The organism is Streptomyces sp. NBC_00667 (assembly GCF_036226825.1).
GTDB lineage: Bacteria > Actinomycetota > Actinomycetes > Streptomycetales > Streptomycetaceae > Streptomyces.
The window spans coordinates 6,520,473-6,539,619 of sequence record NZ_CP109022.1 but is presented as its reverse complement, the minus strand read 5'-3'; the positions used below and the strand labels follow the sequence as shown (position 1 = coordinate 6,539,619).

The window sequence follows — 19,147 nt, the reverse complement described above, 5'->3', positions numbered from 1 at the left end:
GACGGCCCTCAGGCGTGGGACACGACGAAGGCGATCAGGAACCCCAGCACCGTGGTGAGCCCGGTGAGGAGGTGCGCCTGCTCGAACGCCTCAGGGATCATGGTGTCCGCGATCATGGCGAGGATGGCCCCGGCGGCCACCGCGGTGATCGCCGCCAAGACGCTCGGGGACGCACCGCCGAGGAGCGTGTATCCGGCCAGTGCCGCGAGGCCGGAGATCACCGTGATGACCGCCCACAGCGTGAAGACGTAGGTCCGGCTGCGTCCCGCCCGCTTCATGCCGGCCGCGCTGGCCATGCCTTCGGGGACGTTGCTGATGAAGACGGCCGCGACCGTGGCCAGCCCCACGCTGCCTCCGCCGAGCAGGCTGGTGCCGATCACCACCGACTCCGGGATGCCGTCGAGCAGCGCGCCCAGGGCGATCGCATTGCCCGAGCCCCGCTGTTCCTCCTCCGACGGCTGGCGGCCGCCCGACCGTTTGCGTGCCGGGCTCCGTGCCGGGCGAGCAGCACGTTGGCCAGGGAGTATGCGGCCGCACCCGCCACGGCCCCGCAGGCCGTGGGCACGACGCCGCCCTGTTCGTACGCCTCGGCCATCAAGTCGAAGGACACGGCGGAGATCAGTACCCCGCTGCCGAAGGCCATGATCAGCGCGATCCACTGGGCGGGGACCCGGAACAGTGATCCCACCGCCGCGCCCACCAGCAGTGCGGCTCCGGCGAACAGTCCCCATCCTCCTGCGACCAGCGCTCCCGCCATGACCCGTCCTTTCGCCCGTGTGCGTCACCGCCCCCCTGCCCAGGCGGGCCCGGTCCCACTCCGGACGGCGCCGCCCGAGACCGCGGGTCACCCGTAGCTGACGCTCACCTTGCGGAAGCCGAGCGAGCGCAGCAGGCCCTCCAGCATCGCCGTGGTGTTCTGCTCCGCGCGGGCGGCGAGGCCGCTGTCGCGGGCCGCCTCGGTGATGTGCTGGACGGCCAGGCGCTGTACGGCCTGTTCACCGGCCGGGTTGTCGGAGAAGAAGTCGCCGAGCCGGTCCAGCAGGCCGCGCTGCTTCGACGCGGCGTAGGAGCGGTCGGGGTCGAGGGCGGCCGGGCCGAGGGTCGCGTGCGGAAGCCGGATCGAGGCTTCGGTCCGGTCGTCGTTCACCGTGACGCTCTTCTCTCCGAGGCCGCCCAGTTCGACGTATCCGCTGACCGCGCCCGCGCCGACGTACAGCGTGCGGGTCCCGCGGATCGCGTCCGGCAGGAAGGCCGCGTCCTTCTCCAGGTCGACCACCACCTGGAAGTTGCCGACCGCGCCCTCGTAGCGGTGCATGTCCTGGATCGACTTGAGCAGTGCGGGACCGGAGCGGTCCCGGGTGTCCTCGCCGAACAGCCCGCCGAGGCCCGGGAGCAGGCTGAAACGACCCGCGACCACGAACAACGCCACGAGCAGGGCCAGTCCCCCGGCCACCAGTGCCCACCACGGCATCCTGCCCCGGCGCTGCGGGGTGACCGGCTGCTCGGAGGTACGCGAAGAGGTCTCCATGCCTTCCGTGTACCCCGTGGACTGCCCTCCACCTCCGCCGGATGTGACCAGGTGCGTCTCAAGTCCCCGGCGGTACAAGGCGCTTGGCGGCGCCCGGTGCCCGTTCGCATGCGGCGGGGCATTGCGGGCACAAGCGGCCGGTCCCGCCCCGAGGAAGCTGTGGAGGTGATGCCCGTATGGCCGTGACCCATGGTCCGGCACGCCGGATGTACGCGGCGGCACGCGAGGCCGCCGCGTACGTGCGCAGAGGCGTCGGATCGCCGGGCACCGAACGTGACGACTTGATCCGGCAGGCGAAGACGGTGGTGGCGGCGATGGCCGCCTGGGCGCTGGCACACCGCCTCCTGCCGCCGACGGTCACGACGTTCGCGCCGTTCACCGCGATCCTCGCCCTCCAGGCCACGCTCTACCGTTCGGTGCGCGAATGCGTCCGCTACCTCGGGGCGATGGTGCTCGGCGCGGCCCTGGCCGCCGGGCTCGCGGCCCAACTGGGCATCCACGCCTGGTCCTTCGGCCTGCTCGCCCTCCTCGCGCTCGTGATCGGGCGCGTACGGCATCTCGGCTCCCAGGGGCTCCAGGTCGCCGTCGTCGGCTTCTTCGCCTTCACCTCCGGCCACGGCCGCATCGACTACATCGGCCACCTCGCCGGTTCGGTCGCGCTCGGCGCGCTCTGCGGACTGTCGGCGCACCTGCTGCTCGCGCCGGCCCGGCACGTACGCCACCGCCAGCAGGCGGTGGCCGACCTGTACGGGAGGCTGCGGCACGTGGTCACCGAGCTGGCGGCGGCCGCCGGGGAGGGCGACGGCCCGACCGGGGAGCAGGTCGGGCGGTGGCGGCGCGCCTGCGACCGGGTGGCGGCGGACGCGCCGCACGTCCAGGCGTCGGTCGACGCCGAAGCCGAGAACAGCCGCCTCAATCCCCGCCGGGCCGACGGCCGGGACGGGGAGGTCCTGCCGCGCGCCCAGGAGGCCGGCGCTGCGGCCGGCCGCAGCGCCGCGCACCTGCACTCGCTGCTGCGGAGCCTGTCCTCCTCCGTCGACAGCGGCCACTACGCCCGTGTGCCGCCCCGGTTCCTGTCCGGCTACGGCGCCCTCCTGGACACCGTCGCCGCGGCCATGGAGGAGGTCGGCCGGCCCGCCCGGACCGACCGGCGGGAACTCGACGCCCTCGTCGACGAGGGGCTGACCCTCCACGAGGACCTGGAGTACGCGGCCCAGCAGGACACCGGTGTACCCGCCCCGGTACGGACGCTGTGCGGCGCGCTCCTCACCGACGCCAGCCGCCTGCTCCACGAGCTGCGCGGCGCGCTCCCCGAACCCGCCGGCACCCGAGGTCAGCGGTAGCGGCTCCGGGAGGCGGCGGGCGCCCCCGCGCCTAGGGTGTTGTCCATGACACGCACCAGCGCCCCCTCCCGTACCCGCCGCCCGAGCCGGCTCGGATACGCGGGCGCCGGGGCGGTGTTCGCCATCGGTATGGCCGGCACGACGCTGCCCACCCCGCTGTACGGGCTGTACCGGCAGGAGCTGGGGTTCTCGGACCTGACGGTGACGCTGGTCTTCGCCGCCTACGCGGTCGGCGTGATCTTCACCCTCCTGGTGGCGGGGGGCTACTCCGACGTCGCGGGGCGCCGCCCGGTCCTGCTCTACGCGCTCGGCCTGGGGGCCCTGAGCGCGCTCTGCTTCCTGCTGGAGGGGGGCCTGCCACTGCTGTTCGCCGGCCGGGTGCTGTCCGGGTTCTCGGCCGGGCTGCTCAGCGGGGTGGGTACGGTCGCGGTGCTGGAGCTGGCTCCGCCGGAGCACAAGGCGCGGGCCGGTCTCGTCGCGACCGCCGCCAACATGGGCGGGCTGGGCTGTGGCCTGCTGCTCGCGGGAGTACTGGCCGAGTACGCCCCCGCGCCGCTCACCCTGCCCTTCGTCACCCACCTGGCCCTGCTCGCGGTGGCGTGTGCCGTGGTGCTCGCGCTGCCCGAGACGGTGGACGACGCCCGTCGGTGGGCGCCGCTGCGGCCCCAGGGCCTGTCGGTCCCGGTGTCCGCCCGCGGCGTGTTCGTCCCGTGCGCGCTGGCCGCGTTCGCCGGGTTCGCGCTGCTGGGCCTGTTCACCTCGTTGGCGCCGAGCTTCCTGGCCGAGACGCTGGGCGTACACAACCACGCGGTGGTGGGGCTCGTGATCTTCTCGGTGTTCCTCGGCTCGACGCTGGGCCAGTGGCTGGCGGGCCACATCGCGGTGGCGCGGGCGCTGCCGCTGGGCTGTCTCATCCTGGTGGCCGGTCTGCTGCTGGTCGCCGCCTCGCTCTGGGCCGAGTCCCTGGCCCTGCTGGTGGCCGGCGCCCTGGGCGGTGGTCTGGGGCAGGGCGTGGCCTTCCGCGCCGGGCTCAGCGCGGTGGGCGACGCGGCGCCGGCCGCGCACCGGGGCGCGACGACCTCCTCGTTCTTCGTGGTGGCCTACACGGGGATCTCGCTGCCCGTGGTGGGCGTCGGCGCCCTGACCCTGTGGCTGGGCCTGGTCGGCGCCGGGCTGACGTTCAGCGCGTGCGCGATCCTCGTGACCACCGCCACGGGCCTGTACCTCCTGCGGCACCCCCCGGCGTCGTGAACCGCAGCACCACCCGGGGCCGACCCGGCACCGGATGCACCACGGCCGGGGCCGGCGGGGACCGGCGGCATCACGGCCGCTTCCTCCCCGAACGGGTGCCCGCGGTGCCGGGGGATCGCGGACACGTGTGAGGGCCGCCGCTCGGGGAAGGCGGGCGGTCGCGGCAGGGGCGCCCCGTCCCGGAGCCGCGCAGGGGGCGACGGCCGCCCGGTACCGGAAGAGAGGAACTGCCCGTGAGCATCAACGTGTGGGGTTACCGCGAGGGATCGGGCCGGGTGGATGCCCTGGACCTGACGGGTTACAAGGTCGAGGCGGCGGACGGCGGGATCGGCAAGGTCAGCAAGCATTCCGACGAGGTCGACTCGTCGTACATCGTCGTGGACACCGGACCGTGGATCTTCGGCCGGGAGGTCCTGCTCCCCGCGGGCACGGTCACCCGCGTCGACGCGCAGGACAGGACGATCCACGTGGACCGGACGAAGGACCAGATCAAGGCGGCCCCCGACTTCGCCGGGGACCAGCACGTCGAGGACCCCGCCTACTACAGCCGGATCGGCGGATACTACGGCAACCTCCTGGGCTGACCCCCGAGGACGCGCCCGCTGGCGTCCGCGCCCGGGGATGGCACCCTGAAACGGGGACCGCGAACGGCGGGCGGAGACCAGATGGGCATCCCTACGGATCCGGACACCGGAACGGATACGGCAGGTGCCGGCGCGGAGCGCGGAGCGTCCCGGGCGCTGACGCAGTTGCGCACCGGCACCGGCGCCGCGCCGGCCGCGGCCCGCCGGGCCGTGCGCGTCACCCTCGCCGCGTGCGTCGGCTTCTACACCTTCCTTTATGTCCTGCACCGCACGGTCCCGGCCACGTACGCCCTGTTCGCCGCCGTCTCGCTGGCCGTGCTGTCCCGGATCCCCGGGACGGGCCGCCAGCGGGCGGCGCAGCTGGTACGGGTGCTGCCCTTGGCCTGCGTGCTGGTCACCCTCGGTACCCTGCTGGCCGTACGGACCTGGGTCGCGGTGGCCGGCATGCTCGTCATCGGCTTCTGCCTGGCCTTCTCCTCGGCCGCCGGTCCCCGTCAGGCCGGGGCCGCGCCCGGATTGCAGTTGCTGCTCATCCTGCCCTGCTTCCCCCCGTACTCCCCCGGTGACCTGGGCGAGCGCCTCGCCGGCGCCGTCGTCGGGATCCTCCTGCTGATCCTCGCCGAAGCCTGGGTGCTGCCCGATCCGCCCGTGCGCTCCTACCGCGACCGGGCGGCCGAGGCGGCCGGGGTCGCGGCCCGGTGTGCCGCCGCGCTCGCGGCGCCGCCCTACGCCCTGCCCCGGGCGGCCGCGGGGGAAGCGGTGGCCGCCGGCGAGGCACTGCGGCCCTCCAAGTCCCCGGAAGCGGAGCGGCCCGCCGGCCCCGGGCTCCGGGAGCGGGCCCTGGCCCACACCGGCCTCGCGGCGCGCACGCTCCTCGCCCGGCTGCACGCCCTGCCCGCCGCGGCGGAGGGCGTCCCGCCGCTGCCGGAGAGCCTGGTCCTGATGCGGGCGGTGGAGGGGGCGGGACGGGAGGTCGCCGCGCTCCTGGCGGACCTCCCGCCCGCCGGCTCCGCCCGCCCCCGGGAACAGGACGCCGAGGCCGTACTGGTCCTGCGGCGGGCGCGCGCCGAGCTCGCGGTCGCCCTCCCCCCGAAACCCGCCGACCGGCGCCGGCAGGCGAGCGTGCTGGAGGTGGCCGACGCCGCGCTGGTGCTGGGCGAGGCGGCGGACATCTGCGTCCGGGGCCGCAGGGCGGCCACCGAGGGGCGCGGTTCCGGGCGTTTCTGGTACGCCCGGATGTCCGCGCCGCGGCTGTGGTGGCACCGGCTGGCAGCCCATGCCGGCCCGAGGTCCGTGCACTTCCAGAACGCCGTACGGATCGCCCTCGCGCTCGCGGTGGCCCGGACGATCGCGGGGCTGGACACCCTGCCGCACGGCTTCTGGGCGATGCTGGCGGTGCTCAGCCTGACCCGCACCACTGCCGTGCAGACCCGCCACACCGTGCGCAGCGCCCTGGTCGGCACCTGCGTCGGCGCGCTGGCGGCCGGCGGCGTCCTGACCCTGGCCGGCACGGCGAGCACCGCGTACGCGTTCATCCTGCCGCCGCTGATGCTCGTCGCCTTCGCCACCGGCCCGCTGCACGGTGTCGGGTGGGGGCAGGCGATGTTCACGAACGTGGTCGCGATGGCGTTCGCCCAGTTGGCGCCCTCCGACTGGCGGCTGGCCGAGTACCGGTTCCTGGACGTGCTGATCGGGAGCGTCATCGGACTGGCCTGCGGTCTGCTGGCGTGGCCGCGCGGTGCCCATGACGAGCTGGGCAGGGCCGTTGCCCGGTTGCTGCGGGCCGCCGCCGCCGAGGTCGCGGCCACCACCCGCGGTAGCGGGGGCCCCGGGCCCGCCGGGGCCGGGGAGCCCGAGGAGTCCGAGGTCCGGCGGGCGCTGGTGCTCGCGGAGTCCGCGTACGCGCAGTACCAGGGCGAGGCCCAGCGCCCGGCGGGCCCGGGCGCCGACTGGCAGAGCGCCCTGATGGCCGGGCACCACGTCCTGTGGGGCTCCCGGCGGGTCCGTGCGGCGGGCGGGGGGCCGCCGGCGCCGGTCGCGGAGCGGCGGGTCGGGGAGTACGGGGCGTGGGTGGCGGAGGGGCTGCGGACCGCCGCCGAGCGCTATGACGTGCCCCGGAGCTCGGCCGGTCCTGCGGGGCGTTCCCCCGCGGGCGCCGGGCCCCGGACCTCGGATTCCTCACTCGACGCCCCTCCGCGCTACTACACGGCGGTGGCCTGGCTCGACTTCCTCACCGCGGATCTGGTCCGGATGGCCGCGTCCCATCCGGCCCAGCGTCTGGTGACCCCGTGAGACCGCCGCCGGGCGGCCGGGCGCCGTCCGCGGTGCTCGCGAGGCGGGCCGCCCGGAGGTTGAGGTAGTCGCGTTCCGGGAGGCTCGCCGTCCGCCTCGCGGCGGCCCGGTAGTCGGCGACGGCTTCCTCGCGGTCCCCGGCCAGCTCGTGGAGGTGGCCGCGTACCGCGTACAGGCGGTGGTGCTCCCGCAGGGCGGGTGCGGCGGCGAGCAGGGCGAGCCCCGCGCGCGGACCGTCGACCATCGCGGTCGCGACGGACCGGTTCAAGGTGATCAGCGGGTTGTCGGACATTCGCTCCAGGACCCCGTACAGGGCGAGGATCTGCGGCCAGTCCGTCTCCTGTGCGCTGGGGGCTTCGTCGTGGACGGCCGCGATGGCCGCCTGCACCTGGTAGGGGCCGACCGGGCCGCGCGGCAGGGCCGCGGTGATCAGCGCGACGCCCTCGGTGATCGCGGCGGCGTCCCAGCGGCCGCGGTCCTGTTCGGCGAGCGGGACGAGTTCGCCTCCGGGCCCCGTACGGGCCGGCCCGCGGGCGTCGGTGAGGAGCATCAGCGCGAGCAGCCCGGTGACCTCGCCGTCGTCGGGGAGCAGCGCGTGGACCGCCCGGGTCAGGCGGATGGCCTCCCGGGCGAGCGGGGCGCGTTGCAGGTCGGGCCCGGCGCTGCTGGTGTAGCCCTCGTTGAAGATCAGGTACAGCACGTGCAGCACCGCGTCCAGCCGGGCCGGCCACTGGTCCGCGCCGGGCATCCGGAACGGCACCCCGGAGGCCTTGATCCGCTGCTTGGCCCGGCTGATCCGCTGGCCCATGGTCGCCTCCGGCACCATGAAGGCACGGGCGATCTCCCCCGTCGTGAGCCCGCCCACCGAACGGAGGGTGAGCGCGATCGCCGAGGCGGGAGAGAGCGCCGGGTGGCAGCACAGGAACAGCAGGGTGAGGGTGTCGTCGCGGGCCGCCCCGTCCTCCGCGTCCGCGGGCGGCGCGGCCTGCCGGTCGGCCGGCGTCCGGGCGGCCACCAGGTCCTCGCGGCGACGGCGCGCCTCCTCGCTGCGCACGTACTCGGTCATCCGGCGGACGGCGACCTGGATCAGCCAGCCCCGCGGATTGCGCGGCAACCCCTCCCCGGGCCATTGCCGGGCGGCGTCCAGCAGAGCCTCCTGCACCGCGTCCTCGGCGGTGGCGAAGTCGCCGTAGCGGCGGGTGAGCACGCCGACGACCTGCGGCGCGAGTTCGCGCAGCAGGTCCTCGACGGTGCGGTCGCCCTCGGTCACAGCTCGGTCGGCGGCGCCGACATCACCTGGCGCACCTCGATCGGCATGTTCAGGGGCCGCCCGCCCGGTCCGGGCGCGGCGGAGACCTGGGCGGCGATCTCGACGGCACGCTCGTCGCCGTCACAGTCCACGATCCACCAGCCGGCCAGGAACTCCTTGGTCTCCGGGAACGGCCCCTCGGTGATCACGGGTGCGCCGCCCTCGTGCGACCGTACGATCCGCGCGGTCTCGGGCATCGCCAGGCCCTGGGCGTCGACGAGCTCACCCGCCTCGGCCAGCTCCCGGTTGGTGTCCTTCATGAAGCGGATGTGGGCTTGGAGCTCCTCGGGAGTCCACCGGTCGATCCCCGGGAAGTCGACGGTCTTCTCGCTGAACTGCATGAGCAGCATGTACTTCATGGTCCCGTGCCTCTTTCGTCCTGTGCGCCGGCCCTCGCCGCGTCGGAGGGCCGCTCTCACGGTGAGGTAGGAGCAGGTTCCTGGATTTCGACGTCCCCGACGGGATATTCCGAAAAAAGTTTGCGGGTGCCCGGCCGCCGCCTCCATCTGCGGGCCGCTCTTTGTGGCTGCCGCGCACATGTCCGCAGCTGCGCCGCGCACCTAACCTCCGGGAAACCATGCGAGCGAGCCGCCCTGGAGGGTCCATGCGTCCTTCGTTCCACGCCCGGTTGCGCGAGGCCGCGGCTGTCCTGCTCCTCATCGCCGCCGCGCTGGTGCCGTCCCTGGCCGCCCCCGCGCAGGCGGCGCCGCCCGTCCCGGTGCCCGGTGGCCTGTCCCGGTACGACGTGGGGGCGGTGTACAGCGCCGGCGTCTCCTCGGGCGGCTACATGGCCACCCAGCTGCACGTCGCGTACTCCGGTACGTTCAGCGGCTCCGCGGTGTTCGCCTCGGGTCCGTACGGCTGCGCGCAAGGCGATCTCAACAGGGCGCTGGGAGCCTGTATGGACACCGCGCAGGACCTGCGGCTCGACGCGCTGGAGCGGACCACCCGTGACTGGTCGGCCCGTGGTCTGACGGACCCCGTGTCCCAGCTGGCGGGCGATCCCGTCTACGTGTTCAGCGGCTCGGGCGACGCGACGGTGAAGCGGCCGGTCGCGGACGCCCTGGCGGACTTCTACGGCCGTTTCGGCGCCCGGGTGCGCTACGACAGGAGCACGGCGGCCGGTCACGCCTGGATCAGCCCGCTCGGCCCGAACCCGTGCGCCGTCACGCAGAACCCATGGGTCAACAACTGCGGTCTCGATGCCGAGCACGACCTGCTGGGCCATCTGCTGGGTTCCGTCGCCGCGCCGGGTGACGCGCCCCGCGGCTCCCTGGTCCGGTTCGACCAGAACCCGTACGCCCCGGGCGGGTCGGCCCGGCGGGTGTCGATGGACGAGGCGGGCTTCCTGTACGTGCCGACGAGCTGTGCCGGCGGCGCGAAATGCCGGCTGGTGGTCGCCCTGCACGGCTGCAAGCAGGGCTACTCGTACCAGGGCTTCAGAAGCCGGTTCATGGATACGGCGTACCTGGACGAGTATGCGGACACCAACGACCTGCTGGTGCTGTACCCGCAGGCCGTTGCCACCACGACCCTCGACAACCCCAACGGCTGCTGGAACTGGTGGGGCTACCTGGGAGACACGGCGTACGCCCGGCACGGCGGGGAGCAGATCGAGACGATCATGGCAATGGTCAGGGCGCTCGGCGGCGCCGTGCCGACCACCCCGCCCGGGCAGAGCAGTGTGGTGCTCGCGAGCACCGACTCCCAGGACGGTTACGTCAAAGCGGCCGCCGACGGTTCGGGAGCGGCGGTCGGCACCCTGGAGGGGGCGTACGGGCTGGCGGTGGGGCGTGGCACCGACGGCAGGTTCGACCGCGCCGTCCTGTCCTTCGACACCTCGCGGATCCCGGCCGGGAAGGAGATCGTCCGCGCCTACGTGACGGTGACGCGCGTCGGGGGCGCCGGAACCCCCTGGTCGAGTCCGCCGGGAAACGTGATGGCCGTCGACGTCCGGCGGGGGTGCTTCGGCGGTTGCGCGGTGGAGCCCGGGGACTGGGCGGCGGAGCCGACGGCGGCGGAGGCGGCCCGGATCGCCGCCTTCGCCGGGGGCGACGGGGTGTCCACGGACCTTGCGGCGGCCGGGCTGTCGGCGATCGACCGGTCGGGGACGACGCAGGTCAGGCTGCGGTTCCGGCAGGACCAGACGTCGCCCGCGTACGTCTTCCTCGCCCCGGCCGCCGGGGCGACCCTCACCGTCGAATACCGCTGAGCGGCGGGGGTACGCGGGTGCCAGGGTGGCACGTGGGACCCATGGGGTGAACATGGAGCCAGCTGGGCAGGGTGCTGAGAGCGAGGAGGCTGACGATGACCGAATCCGCGGCCGGCGGGTCGTATTCGAACGTGGTCGTGTCACCCGTCATGGCGGGAAGCCCGCCGTTCCGGATCGTGCAGGTCTGCGGGGAGGTGGCGGGCCGGGCACACGACGTGGTCGACGTGATCCACCTGCTCCGGGCCGTCGGCATACCCCACGCCGACCTCGACGACCCGTCGGTGGTCCGCTGGGAGGGCGGGGATAAGTTCACCTGGGGCCTGCACAGGAAGTGACGACGGCCGGCGGCGGCCGCGCCCGGCCTCACCTGGTCGGCCCACTGGTGGCGCGCGGGTTGCCGGGGGGTTCGCGAAGGGGCGCGGAGCCGACGCCGCCGGGCCGCCGTCGCGCTGTGACCGGAGGGGCCGACGGCGCGAGCGGCGCCCAGCGCGAGGGGTGCTCCCCTTGGACGGCGCCCGCGCGGTGCGACCGGCCCGCGTGGCGGAGGCCGCCCGCGTAGGGCCCCGCCCGAGGTCCCTGTCCGGTCAGCCGTTCAGCGCGGCCATCAGCTCCGGGGCGTAGCGATCGCCCGAGACGGCGCCGTGCGGGGCGACGGCGTCGAGAGCGGCCAGGTCGGCGTCGGTGATCGTCACGGCGGTGGCCGCGACGTTCTCCTCGAGGTAGCGGCGCCGCTTGGTGCCCGGGATCGGCACCGCGCCCTGGCGCAGCGTCCAGGCCAGGGCGAGCTGCGAGGGGGTGACGCCCTTCTCCGCCGCCAGGCGGCGCACCTGGGCCACGAGGGCGAGGTTGCGGTCGAAGTTCTCGCCCTGGAAGCGGGGGTCGGTGCGGCGGAAGTCGTCTGCCGCGAAGTCGTCCGGGCTGGTGATGGCGCCGGAGAGGAAGCCCCGGCCCAGCGGGGAGTAGGCGACGAGGCCGATGCCGAGCTCGCGCAGGGTCTCCAGGACGCCGTCGTGCTCGATGCCGCGCTCGAAGAGGCTGTACTCGGTCTGGACGGCGGCCAGCGGGTGGACGGCGTGGGCGCGGGCGATGGTGGCGGGCGCCACCTCGCAGAGGCCGATGTGGCGCACCTTGCCCGCGGCCACCAGCTCCGCCATCGCGCCGACGCTCTCCTCGATCGGCACGGCCGGGTCGACGCGGTGCAGGTAGTACAGGTCGATGTGGTCGGTCCCGAGGTGGCGCAGGGAGCGATCGGCGGCACGGCGGATGTACTCCGGGGTGCCGTTGTGGCCGCGGAACTCACCCTGGTCGGTGAATTCGATGCCGGTCTTGGTGGCGACCACGGCCGCGTCCCGGCGACCGGTGAGCGCCTTGCCGAGCAGCTGTTCGTTGATGAAGGGGCCGTATCCCTCAGCGGTGTCCAGCAGCGTGACGCCCAGCTCCAGGGCCCGGTCGATGGTGGCGAGGGACTCGGTGTCGTCGGTGGCTCCGTAGTGCGCGCTCATGCCCATGAGCCCGAGGCCCTCGACGCCGACGGTGAGGCCCTGGCCGCCCAGTGTGCGCATCTCCATGGTGTTTCTCTCCTGCTCCGGCTGCTTCCGCCGAGTAAGTAACTAACTGGATAGTTCGATACTGTGGCACACCTGCCGAGGATGTCAATAACTGGATAGTTACTTGCTAGGCTGCCGCCATGGCACGGGACTCCAGCGCAACCAGGGCACGGCTCCTCGACGCGGCCTTCGCCGAGTTCGCGGCGTACGGGATCGCCGGCGCGCGCGTCGACCGGATCGCGGAAGCGGCGCAGGCGAACAAGCGCCTCATCTACGTCTACTTCGGCAACAAGGAGGAGCTCTTCGACGCCGTTCTGCAGCGCGCGCTGGCGACCGGCTCCGAGACGGTGCCGTTCGACGCCGAGGACCTTCCCGGGTACGCGGGCGCAGTCTTCGACCACCTGGTGGAGCGGCCCTCCCTGATGCGGCTCGTGGCGTGGAAGCAGCTGGAGCGCCCCGGGGTCGCCGACACCGAGGCAGAGTCGTACCGGGGCAAGATCGCGGCGGTGGAGCAGGCGCAGCGGGCCGGGCTGGTCGACCCCGCGCCGGACCCCGCCGATCTGCTGACCCTGGTGATGGGACTGTCGCAGTCGTGGTTCGGCGCGGTGGGCGGCCCGGCGGCGGGCGACTCGGAAGCCGGCTGGTCACCGGAGCGGCTGGCCCGTCACCGCGCGGCGGTCGTGGAGTCCGTACGCCGCGTCGCGGCCCCGCCGCCCGCAGCGGCGCCCTGAGCGGCCGCGGGGAGGCGGGCAGCATGGACACGGCAGAACTGGAAACCCGGGCCCGGCGCCTCGCGGCGGCGGGCGAGCGGGGGGCCGGCGGGCGGGCGGCCGGCGAGCTGCCGGCCGACGGGCTGCCGGCCGGCGGGCTACCGGCCGGCGGGCTACCGGCCGGCGGGCTACCGGCCGACGGGCTACCGGCCGACGGGCTACCGGCCGACGGGCTACCGGCCGGCGGGCTACCGGCCGGCGGGCTACCGGCCGGCGGGCGGCGGATCCTGGGCATCGCCGGAGCGCCCGGCGCGGGCAAGTCCACGCTCGCCGCGCGACTGGCCCGGGCTCTGGGTCCCGCGGTGGCGGTGGTCGTACCGATGGACGGGTTCCACCTCGCCCAGGCCGAGCTGGAGCGGCTGGGCCGCGCCGCACGCAAGGGCGCGCCCGACACCTTCGACGCGGCCGGCTACGTGGCCCTGCTGCGACGGCTGCGCGAGCGGACGGCCGAAGCCGTGTACGCGCCGGCTTTCGACCGCACCCTGGAGGAGCCCGTCGCCGGGAGCATCCGGGTGGAGCCCGACGTACCGCTGGTGATCACCGAGGGGAACTACCTGCTGCACGGCGCGGGGATGTGGGCCGAGGTCCGCCCCCTGCTGGACGAGGCGTGGTTCCTGGCCCCCGACGACACGGCACGGGTCCGGCGGCTGGTCGACCGCCACGTGCGGCACGGCAAGGACGAGGCGTACGCCCGCCGTTGGGTGGCCCGCTCCGACGAGGCGAACGCCCGCCTGATCGCGCCGGGGCGCAGCCGGGCGGACCTCGTCATCGATTGACCGGGCCCCGGGGAACGGCACTGTTCCCGGGACGGCACCAGCCGGCCGGCCCGGGCGTCCGCCTTCGCCGCCCGCGCGTCAAGGGGCGTTCGGCGGGGCCGGGTCGTGGCGGGCGAAGACCTGGTCGAGGCCGACGATGCCGAGCACGCGGGTGATGTTGTCCGGTACGGCGGCGAGCGCCATGGCCGCTTCCGCGGCGGACGTCCGGTTGTGGGCGGTGATCAGGGCGCTGATGCCGCTGGAGTCGCAGAACTCCAGGCCGCCCAGGTCCAGGACGAGGAGGTCGCCGGGGGCGAGGGCGAGGGCGTCGACCGCCTGGCGCAGTTGCGGCGCGGTGTCGAAGTCGAGGTCGCCGGTGACCCGCAGTACGGGACCGGTGTCGGCGTCTCGGACGGTGATCGTCAACGGACTCATGTCAGGTAGTCGCTCCGGAAGGTGTCGGGGAGGCCGGGAGGCCGAGGGCGAGCAGGGCGGTGTCGTCGTCCAGCCCTTCGCCGAAGCTGTCGAGCAGGCCCCTCAGGGCACCGATCAGGCCGTGGGGGCCGACGGCGGGACGCGCGGCGGCGAAGTCGCGCAGCGCCTCGTCCCCGTACAGCTCGCGGGTCGCTCCGATCCGGGCCTCGGTCAGGCCGTCGGTGTACAGCAGGAGCGTGTCACCCGGCTCCAGCACGGTCCGGGCGGGTGTGAACGACGCTTCGGGCAGGACCCCGACGAGCAGCCCGCCGGGGGTGGACAGGTACTCCGCCCTTCCGTCGGCGCGTATCAGGAGCGCCGGCGGATGGCCGCCGGACGCCAGCTCCACGGTGACGGTGTCGCCCACGGGTTCCAGTACCCCGAAGATGGCGGTGCAGTAGCGGGGATCGCCGCCGGTGTACCGCTCGTGGAGGACGGCGTTGAGCGTGGTGAGCGCGGCGACGGGATCGGGGTCGTGCAGGGCGGCGGCGCGCAGGGTGTACCGGGTCAGGGAGGTCACGGCGGCGGCCTGGGGGCCCTTGCCGCAGACGTCTCCGAGGAAGAACGCCCAGCGTCTGCCGTCGATCCGGAACAGGTCGTAGAAGTCACCGCCGAGCCGGTCGAGGGAGGCGGTGTGGTAATGGGAGGCGGCCTCCATGCCCGGGACGTCCGGCAGGGTGGCGGGCAGCAGGCTCTGCTGGAGGACGGCCAGTGCCTCCGTGAGCCGTTTGCGGTCCGCTTCCGCCTCGGCGCGGGCTTCCTCCGCGGCCTTCTGCCGGCGCAGCAGCTCCCTCTCGTAGGAGCGCCGCTCGCTCGCGTCGAAGACGGTGGTGCGGATGAGCAGGGGCTGGCCGTCGCCGCCGGTCTTCACGGTGGAGGTGACCAGGACCGGCAGCCTGCTGCCGCCGGCCGCCTTGATCTCGAAGGCGATGCCGCTGACCTGGCCCTGCATGCGCAGCAACGGCGCGAAGTGGGTCTCGTGGTAGAGCTTCCCGCCGACCGTCAGCAGGTCGGCGAAGCGCATGCGGCCCACGACCTCCTCGCGGGAACGGCCGAGCCAGCTCAGCAGGGTGGTGTTGATCTTGGCGATGGTGCCGTCGAGGAGGGTGGAGAGGTAGCCGCAAGGAGCCGACTCGTAGAGGTCCTCCGCACTGTCCTCCAGCAGGGAGGTGAACACCGCGTCGGTCGCAGCCCTGTCTCCCGGCTGCTCGGCGCTGTGCCCCGTGCAGGACATCACCGCAACGACCGGACGAAGGCCAGGATCTCGGCGGCCGTGGCCTCCGGAGCGCTCAGCTGGGGGCAGTGACCGGTGGCGTCGAGGGTGACCAGGCGGCTGCCGGCGATGGCGGAGTGTACGTAGGCGCCCACCTCGCGCGGTGCGATCACGTCCTGGGAGCACTCCAGAACGAGCGTGGGGACGGTGACCTTGCGCAGGTCGTCGCGACTGTCGGTGAGGAACGTGGTGCGGGCGAAGACGCGGGCGATGTCCGGGTCGGTGGCGCAGAAGCTGGCGGTGAGTTCCTCGCCGAGTTCGGGGCGGTCGGGGTTGCCCATGATGACCGGTGCCATCGCCGCGGACCAGCCCAGGTAGTTCGATTCCAGGGAGTCGAGCAGTTCTTCGATGTCGTCGGCGCTGAACCCGCCCCGGTAGTCCTCGCCGTCGATGTAGCAGGGGGAGGGACCGACCATGACGAGGGAGGAGAACCGGGAGGGTGCGGCCGCGGCGGCGAGCATACCGATCATGGCGCTCACCGAGTGGCCGACGAACGCCACGTCCCGCTGGTCGAGCTCGTCGCAGATCTCCACGACGTCGCGGGCGTAGCCGTCCAGTGACGCGTAGCGTTCCCCGTCCCACGCGGACAGGTCGGAGCGGCCCGAGCCCACGTAGTCGAACCGCACCACACGGTATTCCTCCGACAGCGCCGGCGAGACCAGCCGCCACATGTTCTGGTCGCAGCCGAAGCCGTGCGCCAGCATGATCACGGGGGCGCCCTCGCGTCCGCTCACCGTTACGTTGTTTCTGCGGAGGATGTCCATCCGTACATCCTCCCATCCTGCCGGACGGCCCCTTCGGGCGCCTCCCCGCCCGGCCGCAGAAGCCGCCTCCCCGCCCGGCCGCCGAGCGGCCTCCCGCACCGGCCGGCGACCCGTGCGTTCTGCACACCCCATCGGTGACAGCCGTGACTGTCGCCGTGCCCGGTCCGGCTGGCACCGTTGATCCCGCCACCAACCGACCGAGGGAGTACGGGTGAACAAGGGGTACGCCGCCTTCTGCGACGCAGACCGCTGGTTCTACGACGCGCCGTACCGGCGGGCCGAGGAGAGCTATCCGGCCGCGCTCGCCCCCGTACCGGCGGGATGGCGCGCCCACCGCAACGGCAGCTGGTACGCCTTGCGGCCGCTCGGCCTCGAACTGCCCTCCCAGGGCTGGAAGATCCACGTCTCGGCCACCCTCGACAACGCCGAGTCCGTCCTGGCCCGCGTGTACGAGTACTGCGTGGACGGACGCATCGCCTTCAAGTTCGTGCCGAGCCGGTACCTGCTGCACCTGCGCAACGCCAAGTACGCCGACCGCGGCGCCAGCGGCAAGTTCCTCACGGTCTACCCTGCCGACGCCGAAGAGTGCCGCCGCATCTGCGAGGACCTGGACGGCCTGCTGTCCGGGGAGCCCGGCCCGTACATCCTCAGCGACCTGCGCTGGGGCGCGGGCCCGGTCCACCTGCGCTACGGAAGCTTCACCCTGCGGCACTGCTACGACGAGCAGGGCGAGGTCGTCCCGGCGATCGAGGCCCCCGACGGGCGCCTGGTGCCCGATCCACGGGGGCCGGTGTTCCAGCCCCCGGAGTGGGTCGAGCTGCCGCCCTTCTTGAAACCGCACCTCGAAGCGCGGTCCGCCGTCAGTCTCGCCGGTCTGCCCTACACGGTGGAGCGGGCCCTGCACTTCTCCAACGGCGGGGGCGTCTACGCCGGCCGCGACACCCGCACCGGTGAGGCGGTGGTCCTCAAGGAAGGACGGCCGTACGCGGGGCTCGCAGCCGACGGGGCGGACGCCGTGGCGCGGCTGCACCGGGAGCGGGCGGCGCTGGAGCGGCTGGCCGGTCTGGACTGCGTACCCGCGGTCCGCGACGCCTTCACGGTCGGCGACCACCACTTCCTGGTGCTCCAGTACCTGGAGGGCAAGCCGCTCAACACCTACTTCGCCCGCAAGCACCCGCTGATCGACGCGGACCCGACGCCGGACGCGCTCGCCGCCTACACCACCTGGGCCCTCAAGATCCACGAGCGGGTCACCGAGGCCGTGGCGGCCGTCCACGCCCGTGGGGTGGTCTTCAACGACCTGCACCTGTTCAACGTCATGGTCTGCGAGGACCCGGAGGGCGAACCCTCCGTCGCACTGCTGGACTTCGAAGCCGCCGCGCACGTCGACGAGGGGCTGCGGCAGACGGTGGCCAACCCCGCCTTCGTCGCCCCGCCCGACCGCCGTGGCTTCGCCGTCGACCGCTACGCCCTCGCCTGCCTGGGCCTGGCCCTGTTCCTGCCGCTGACGAGCCTGCTCGTACTGGACCGGGCGAAGGCCGTCCACCTGGCCGCCATCGCCGCCGAACACTTCCCCGTACCACGGCGGTTCCTGGACGAGGCCGTCGCGGAGATCCTCGCGGGGCCGCAGGGGGAGCCGGCCGAGGCGGCGGCCGGCCCGGTGCCGGTGCCCACCGGCCCGTACCTCCCGGTGCACCCCGGGGACGGGGCCGCGGCCCGGCGCTCCATGGCGGCGGCCCTGCGGGCCTCGGCCACGCCGGACCGGGAGGACCGGTTCTTCCCGGGCGACATCGCCCAGTTCACCATCGAAGGCGGGGGCACCGGCTTCGGTTACGGCGCCGCCGGGGTGCTGTACGCGCTGGCCGAGACCGGCGCCGAGCCCTGGCCCGAAGCCGAGGAATGGCTGCTGGCCCGGGCCGGGGATCCCGGCTCGGGGACCCCGCTCGGCTTCTACGACGGCCTCGCCGGCACCGCCTGGACCCTGGAGCGGCTCGGGCACCGCGAGCAGGCCCTCGCCCTGGCCGGGGAACTGCTGCGCCAGCCCTGGCAGGAGACCGGCCCGGACCTGTACGGCGGACTCGCCGGCATCGGACTGGCCCTGGACGCGCTGGGCACGGCGACCGGCGAAGGCGAACTCCACGCCGCCGCCGTGCACTGCGCCGAACTCGCCGCCCGATCGGCCCCCCGGCTGACCCGCGCGGGACTGCTGTACGGCAACTCCGGGCCCGCGCTGCTCTTCCTGCGCCTGTACGAACGCACCCGCGACGAGGAGTACCTCGTACGTGCCGGGCAAGCCCTGCACCGCGATCTGGACCGGTGCGTGACCAGCGCGTTCGGTACCCTGCAAGTCGACGAGGGCTGGCGCACGATGCCCTACCTCGGCGCCGGCAGCGTGGGCATCGGCATGGTCTTGGACGATTGGTCGGAGCACGCCGAGGACCCGCGTTTCGCACGGGCCCGGCGCGAGATCGTACGCGCGGCACGGTCCCACTTCTATGCGCAGCCCGGCCTGTTCCGGGGCGCGGCCGGAATGGTCGTGCACCTGGCGCGGACCAGCACGCCCGACCCCGAAGCCACACGGAGCGCCGACCTCGACCGCCAGATCGCGGCCCTGGCCCGGCACGCCGTCCCCTACCAAGGCCATCTGGCCTTCCCCGGCGAACAGTTGATGCGCCTGTCCATGGATCTCTCCACGGGCACGGCCGGCATCCTGCTCGCCCTCGGCAGCGCGACGCCCGGCGGGCGCGCCCAGCTGCCGTTCCTCCCACCGCTGCGGCACGCCGCGGCGGTCCCAGAGCCGGCCACGCACCACCGCGAGGCCGTGACCCCATCGCACCAACTCATCGAGAGGAACATGACATGACCCTTCTTGACCTGCAGTCGATGGAGACCGTGAAGGAAGAGACCACCGAGGCGGCCCTGCACGGCGGTGGCAGCCAGGCGAGCCTGCTGCTCTGCGGTGACAGCAGCCTGAGCCTCACGACCTGTCACTGATCAGGTAGCTTCCGGGCCCGGGCGGTTCACCGCCCGGGCCCGGAGCCATCT

Annotated in this window: 17 protein-coding genes and 1 pseudogene; 10 read left to right on the top strand and 8 right to left on the bottom strand. The window is 73.9% G+C overall.

Annotation, left to right across the window (positions count from 1 at the left end):
• Positions 1 to 8 precede the first annotated feature (8 nt).
• Together OHA81_RS29665 and OHA81_RS29660 are read right to left on the bottom strand one after the other, a co-directional pair.
• Positions 9 to 757: pseudogene (locus tag OHA81_RS29665) on the bottom strand (ZIP family metal transporter).
• An 87-nt stretch (positions 758 to 844) separates the two neighbouring features.
• Positions 845 to 1,528 carry a DUF4230 domain-containing protein gene (locus OHA81_RS29660; protein WP_329200985.1) on the bottom strand — a complete coding sequence of 228 codons (684 nt, stop codon included), beginning with the start codon at positions 1,526 to 1,528 and terminating at the stop codon, positions 845 to 847.
• A gap of 176 nt (positions 1,529 to 1,704) precedes the next feature.
• Between OHA81_RS29660 and OHA81_RS29655 the strand changes: the two genes are divergently transcribed.
• The 4 genes from OHA81_RS29655 to OHA81_RS29640 all read left to right on the top strand — a co-directional run bounded on the left by OHA81_RS29655 (position 1,705) and on the right by OHA81_RS29640 (position 6,998).
• Positions 1,705 to 2,871, top strand: a complete 1,167-nt coding sequence (locus OHA81_RS29655) for an aromatic acid exporter family protein (RefSeq protein ID WP_329200984.1) — start codon at positions 1,705 to 1,707, stop codon at positions 2,869 to 2,871.
• 45 nt (positions 2,872 to 2,916) lie between these two features.
• Positions 2,917 to 4,122: an MFS transporter gene (locus OHA81_RS29650; RefSeq protein ID WP_329200982.1), complete on the top strand. Its 1,206-nt coding sequence runs from the start codon at positions 2,917 to 2,919 to the stop codon at positions 4,120 to 4,122.
• A gap of 233 nt (positions 4,123 to 4,355) precedes the next feature.
• Positions 4,356 to 4,706 (top strand): PRC-barrel domain-containing protein, encoded by a 351-nt coding sequence (locus OHA81_RS29645; protein ID WP_329200980.1) that lies wholly within the window; start codon positions 4,356 to 4,358, stop codon positions 4,704 to 4,706.
• 81 nt (positions 4,707 to 4,787) lie between these two features.
• Positions 4,788 to 6,998: an FUSC family protein gene (locus tag OHA81_RS29640; protein ID WP_329200978.1), complete on the top strand. Its 2,211-nt coding sequence runs from the start codon at positions 4,788 to 4,790 to the stop codon at positions 6,996 to 6,998.
• On the opposite strand, the gene OHA81_RS29635 is transcribed toward OHA81_RS29640, so the two are convergent.
• Both OHA81_RS29635 and OHA81_RS29630 read right to left on the bottom strand, forming a co-directional pair.
• Complete coding sequence (locus tag OHA81_RS29635; protein ID WP_329200976.1) at positions 6,937 to 8,268, bottom strand: RNA polymerase sigma factor; 1,332 nt, start codon at positions 8,266 to 8,268, stop codon at positions 6,937 to 6,939. The genes OHA81_RS29640 and OHA81_RS29635 overlap by 62 nt on opposite strands.
• The gene (locus OHA81_RS29630; RefSeq protein ID WP_329200974.1) at positions 8,265 to 8,666 is read right to left on the bottom strand and encodes a YciI family protein; all 402 of its coding nucleotides are present in this window, start codon (positions 8,664 to 8,666) and stop codon (positions 8,265 to 8,267) included. Before OHA81_RS29630 ends, OHA81_RS29635 begins: the two co-directional genes overlap by 4 nt.
• 245 nt (positions 8,667 to 8,911) lie before the next feature.
• Between OHA81_RS29630 and OHA81_RS29625 the strand changes: the two genes are divergently transcribed.
• Both OHA81_RS29625 and OHA81_RS29620 read left to right on the top strand, forming a co-directional pair.
• The gene (locus OHA81_RS29625) at positions 8,912 to 10,519 is read left to right on the top strand and encodes an extracellular catalytic domain type 2 short-chain-length polyhydroxyalkanoate depolymerase (protein WP_329200972.1); all 1,608 of its coding nucleotides are present in this window, start codon (positions 8,912 to 8,914) and stop codon (positions 10,517 to 10,519) included.
• Positions 10,520 to 10,614: 95 nt separating this feature from the next.
• Entirely contained in the window at positions 10,615 to 10,854 is a 240-nt protein-coding gene (locus tag OHA81_RS29620; protein ID WP_329200970.1) for a hypothetical protein, read from the top strand.
• A 249-nt stretch (positions 10,855 to 11,103) separates the two neighbouring features.
• Here the strand turns inward: OHA81_RS29620 and OHA81_RS29615 are convergent, their stop codons facing one another.
• Positions 11,104 to 12,087, bottom strand: coding sequence for an aldo/keto reductase (locus OHA81_RS29615; protein WP_329200968.1), 984 nt, complete (start codon positions 12,085 to 12,087; stop codon positions 11,104 to 11,106).
• Positions 12,088 to 12,206: 119 nt separating this feature from the next.
• On the opposite strand from OHA81_RS29615, the gene OHA81_RS29610 reads away from it, so the two are divergent.
• Together OHA81_RS29610 and OHA81_RS29605 are read left to right on the top strand one after the other, a co-directional pair.
• A complete protein-coding gene (locus tag OHA81_RS29610) occupies positions 12,207 to 12,797 on the top strand; it encodes a TetR/AcrR family transcriptional regulator (protein ID WP_329200966.1) in 591 nt (196 codons plus the stop codon).
• A gap of 263 nt (positions 12,798 to 13,060) precedes the next feature.
• The gene (locus OHA81_RS29605) at positions 13,061 to 13,612 is read left to right on the top strand and encodes a nucleoside/nucleotide kinase family protein (protein ID WP_443056803.1); all 552 of its coding nucleotides are present in this window, start codon (positions 13,061 to 13,063) and stop codon (positions 13,610 to 13,612) included.
• Between the two features lie 78 nt (positions 13,613 to 13,690).
• Here the strand turns inward: OHA81_RS29605 and OHA81_RS29600 are convergent, their stop codons facing one another.
• From OHA81_RS29600 to OHA81_RS29590, 3 genes are read right to left on the bottom strand one after another with little or no spacing between them, the layout of a single operon-like run.
• Entirely contained in the window at positions 13,691 to 14,026 is a 336-nt protein-coding gene (locus OHA81_RS29600) for an STAS domain-containing protein (RefSeq protein WP_329200964.1), read from the bottom strand.
• A gap of 1 nt (position 14,027) precedes the next feature.
• The gene (locus tag OHA81_RS29595) at positions 14,028 to 15,299 is read right to left on the bottom strand and encodes a PP2C family protein-serine/threonine phosphatase (RefSeq protein ID WP_329200963.1); all 1,272 of its coding nucleotides are present in this window, start codon (positions 15,297 to 15,299) and stop codon (positions 14,028 to 14,030) included.
• Entirely contained in the window at positions 15,299 to 16,102 is an 804-nt protein-coding gene (locus tag OHA81_RS29590) for an alpha/beta fold hydrolase (RefSeq protein ID WP_329200961.1), read from the bottom strand. The genes OHA81_RS29595 and OHA81_RS29590 overlap by 1 nt, the downstream gene beginning before the upstream one ends.
• 211 nt (positions 16,103 to 16,313) lie before the next feature.
• Here OHA81_RS29590 and lanKC point away from each other — a divergent pair, with 211 nt between their 5' ends.
• Together lanKC and OHA81_RS29580 are read left to right on the top strand one after the other, a co-directional pair.
• Positions 16,314 to 18,965 carry a class III lanthionine synthetase LanKC gene (lanKC, locus tag OHA81_RS29585; RefSeq protein ID WP_329200959.1) on the top strand — a complete coding sequence of 884 codons (2,652 nt, stop codon included), beginning with the start codon at positions 16,314 to 16,316 and terminating at the stop codon, positions 18,963 to 18,965.
• A complete protein-coding gene (locus tag OHA81_RS29580) occupies positions 18,962 to 19,096 on the top strand; it encodes a SapB/AmfS family lanthipeptide (protein ID WP_136215832.1) in 135 nt (44 codons plus the stop codon). The genes lanKC and OHA81_RS29580 overlap by 4 nt, the downstream gene beginning before the upstream one ends.
• Positions 19,097 to 19,147 lie beyond the last annotated feature (51 nt).

Coding starts and splice junctions, on each gene's coding strand:
- OHA81_RS29660 (WP_329200985.1), bottom strand. CDS start 1,528: ATGGAGACCTCTTCGCGTACCTCCGAGCAGCCGGTCACCCCGCAGCGC.
- OHA81_RS29655 (WP_329200984.1), top strand. CDS start 1,705: ATGGCCGTGACCCATGGTCCGGCACGCCGGATGTACGCGGCGGCACGC.
- OHA81_RS29650 (WP_329200982.1), top strand. CDS start 2,917: ATGACACGCACCAGCGCCCCCTCCCGTACCCGCCGCCCGAGCCGGCTC.
- OHA81_RS29640 (WP_329200978.1), top strand. CDS start 4,788: ATGGGCATCCCTACGGATCCGGACACCGGAACGGATACGGCAGGTGCC.
- OHA81_RS29630 (WP_329200974.1), bottom strand. CDS start 8,666: ATGAAGTACATGCTGCTCATGCAGTTCAGCGAGAAGACCGTCGACTTC.
- OHA81_RS29625 (WP_329200972.1), top strand. CDS start 8,912: ATGCGTCCTTCGTTCCACGCCCGGTTGCGCGAGGCCGCGGCTGTCCTG.
- OHA81_RS29620 (WP_329200970.1), top strand. CDS start 10,615: ATGACCGAATCCGCGGCCGGCGGGTCGTATTCGAACGTGGTCGTGTCA.
- OHA81_RS29615 (WP_329200968.1), bottom strand. CDS start 12,087: ATGGAGATGCGCACACTGGGCGGCCAGGGCCTCACCGTCGGCGTCGAG.
- OHA81_RS29610 (WP_329200966.1), top strand. CDS start 12,207: ATGGCACGGGACTCCAGCGCAACCAGGGCACGGCTCCTCGACGCGGCC.
- OHA81_RS29600 (WP_329200964.1), bottom strand. CDS start 14,026: ATGAGTCCGTTGACGATCACCGTCCGAGACGCCGACACCGGTCCCGTA.
- OHA81_RS29595 (WP_329200963.1), bottom strand. CDS start 15,299: ATGTCCTGCACGGGGCACAGCGCCGAGCAGCCGGGAGACAGGGCTGCG.
- OHA81_RS29590 (WP_329200961.1), bottom strand. CDS start 16,102: ATGGACATCCTCCGCAGAAACAACGTAACGGTGAGCGGACGCGAGGGC.
- OHA81_RS29580 (WP_136215832.1), top strand. CDS start 18,962: ATGACCCTTCTTGACCTGCAGTCGATGGAGACCGTGAAGGAAGAGACC.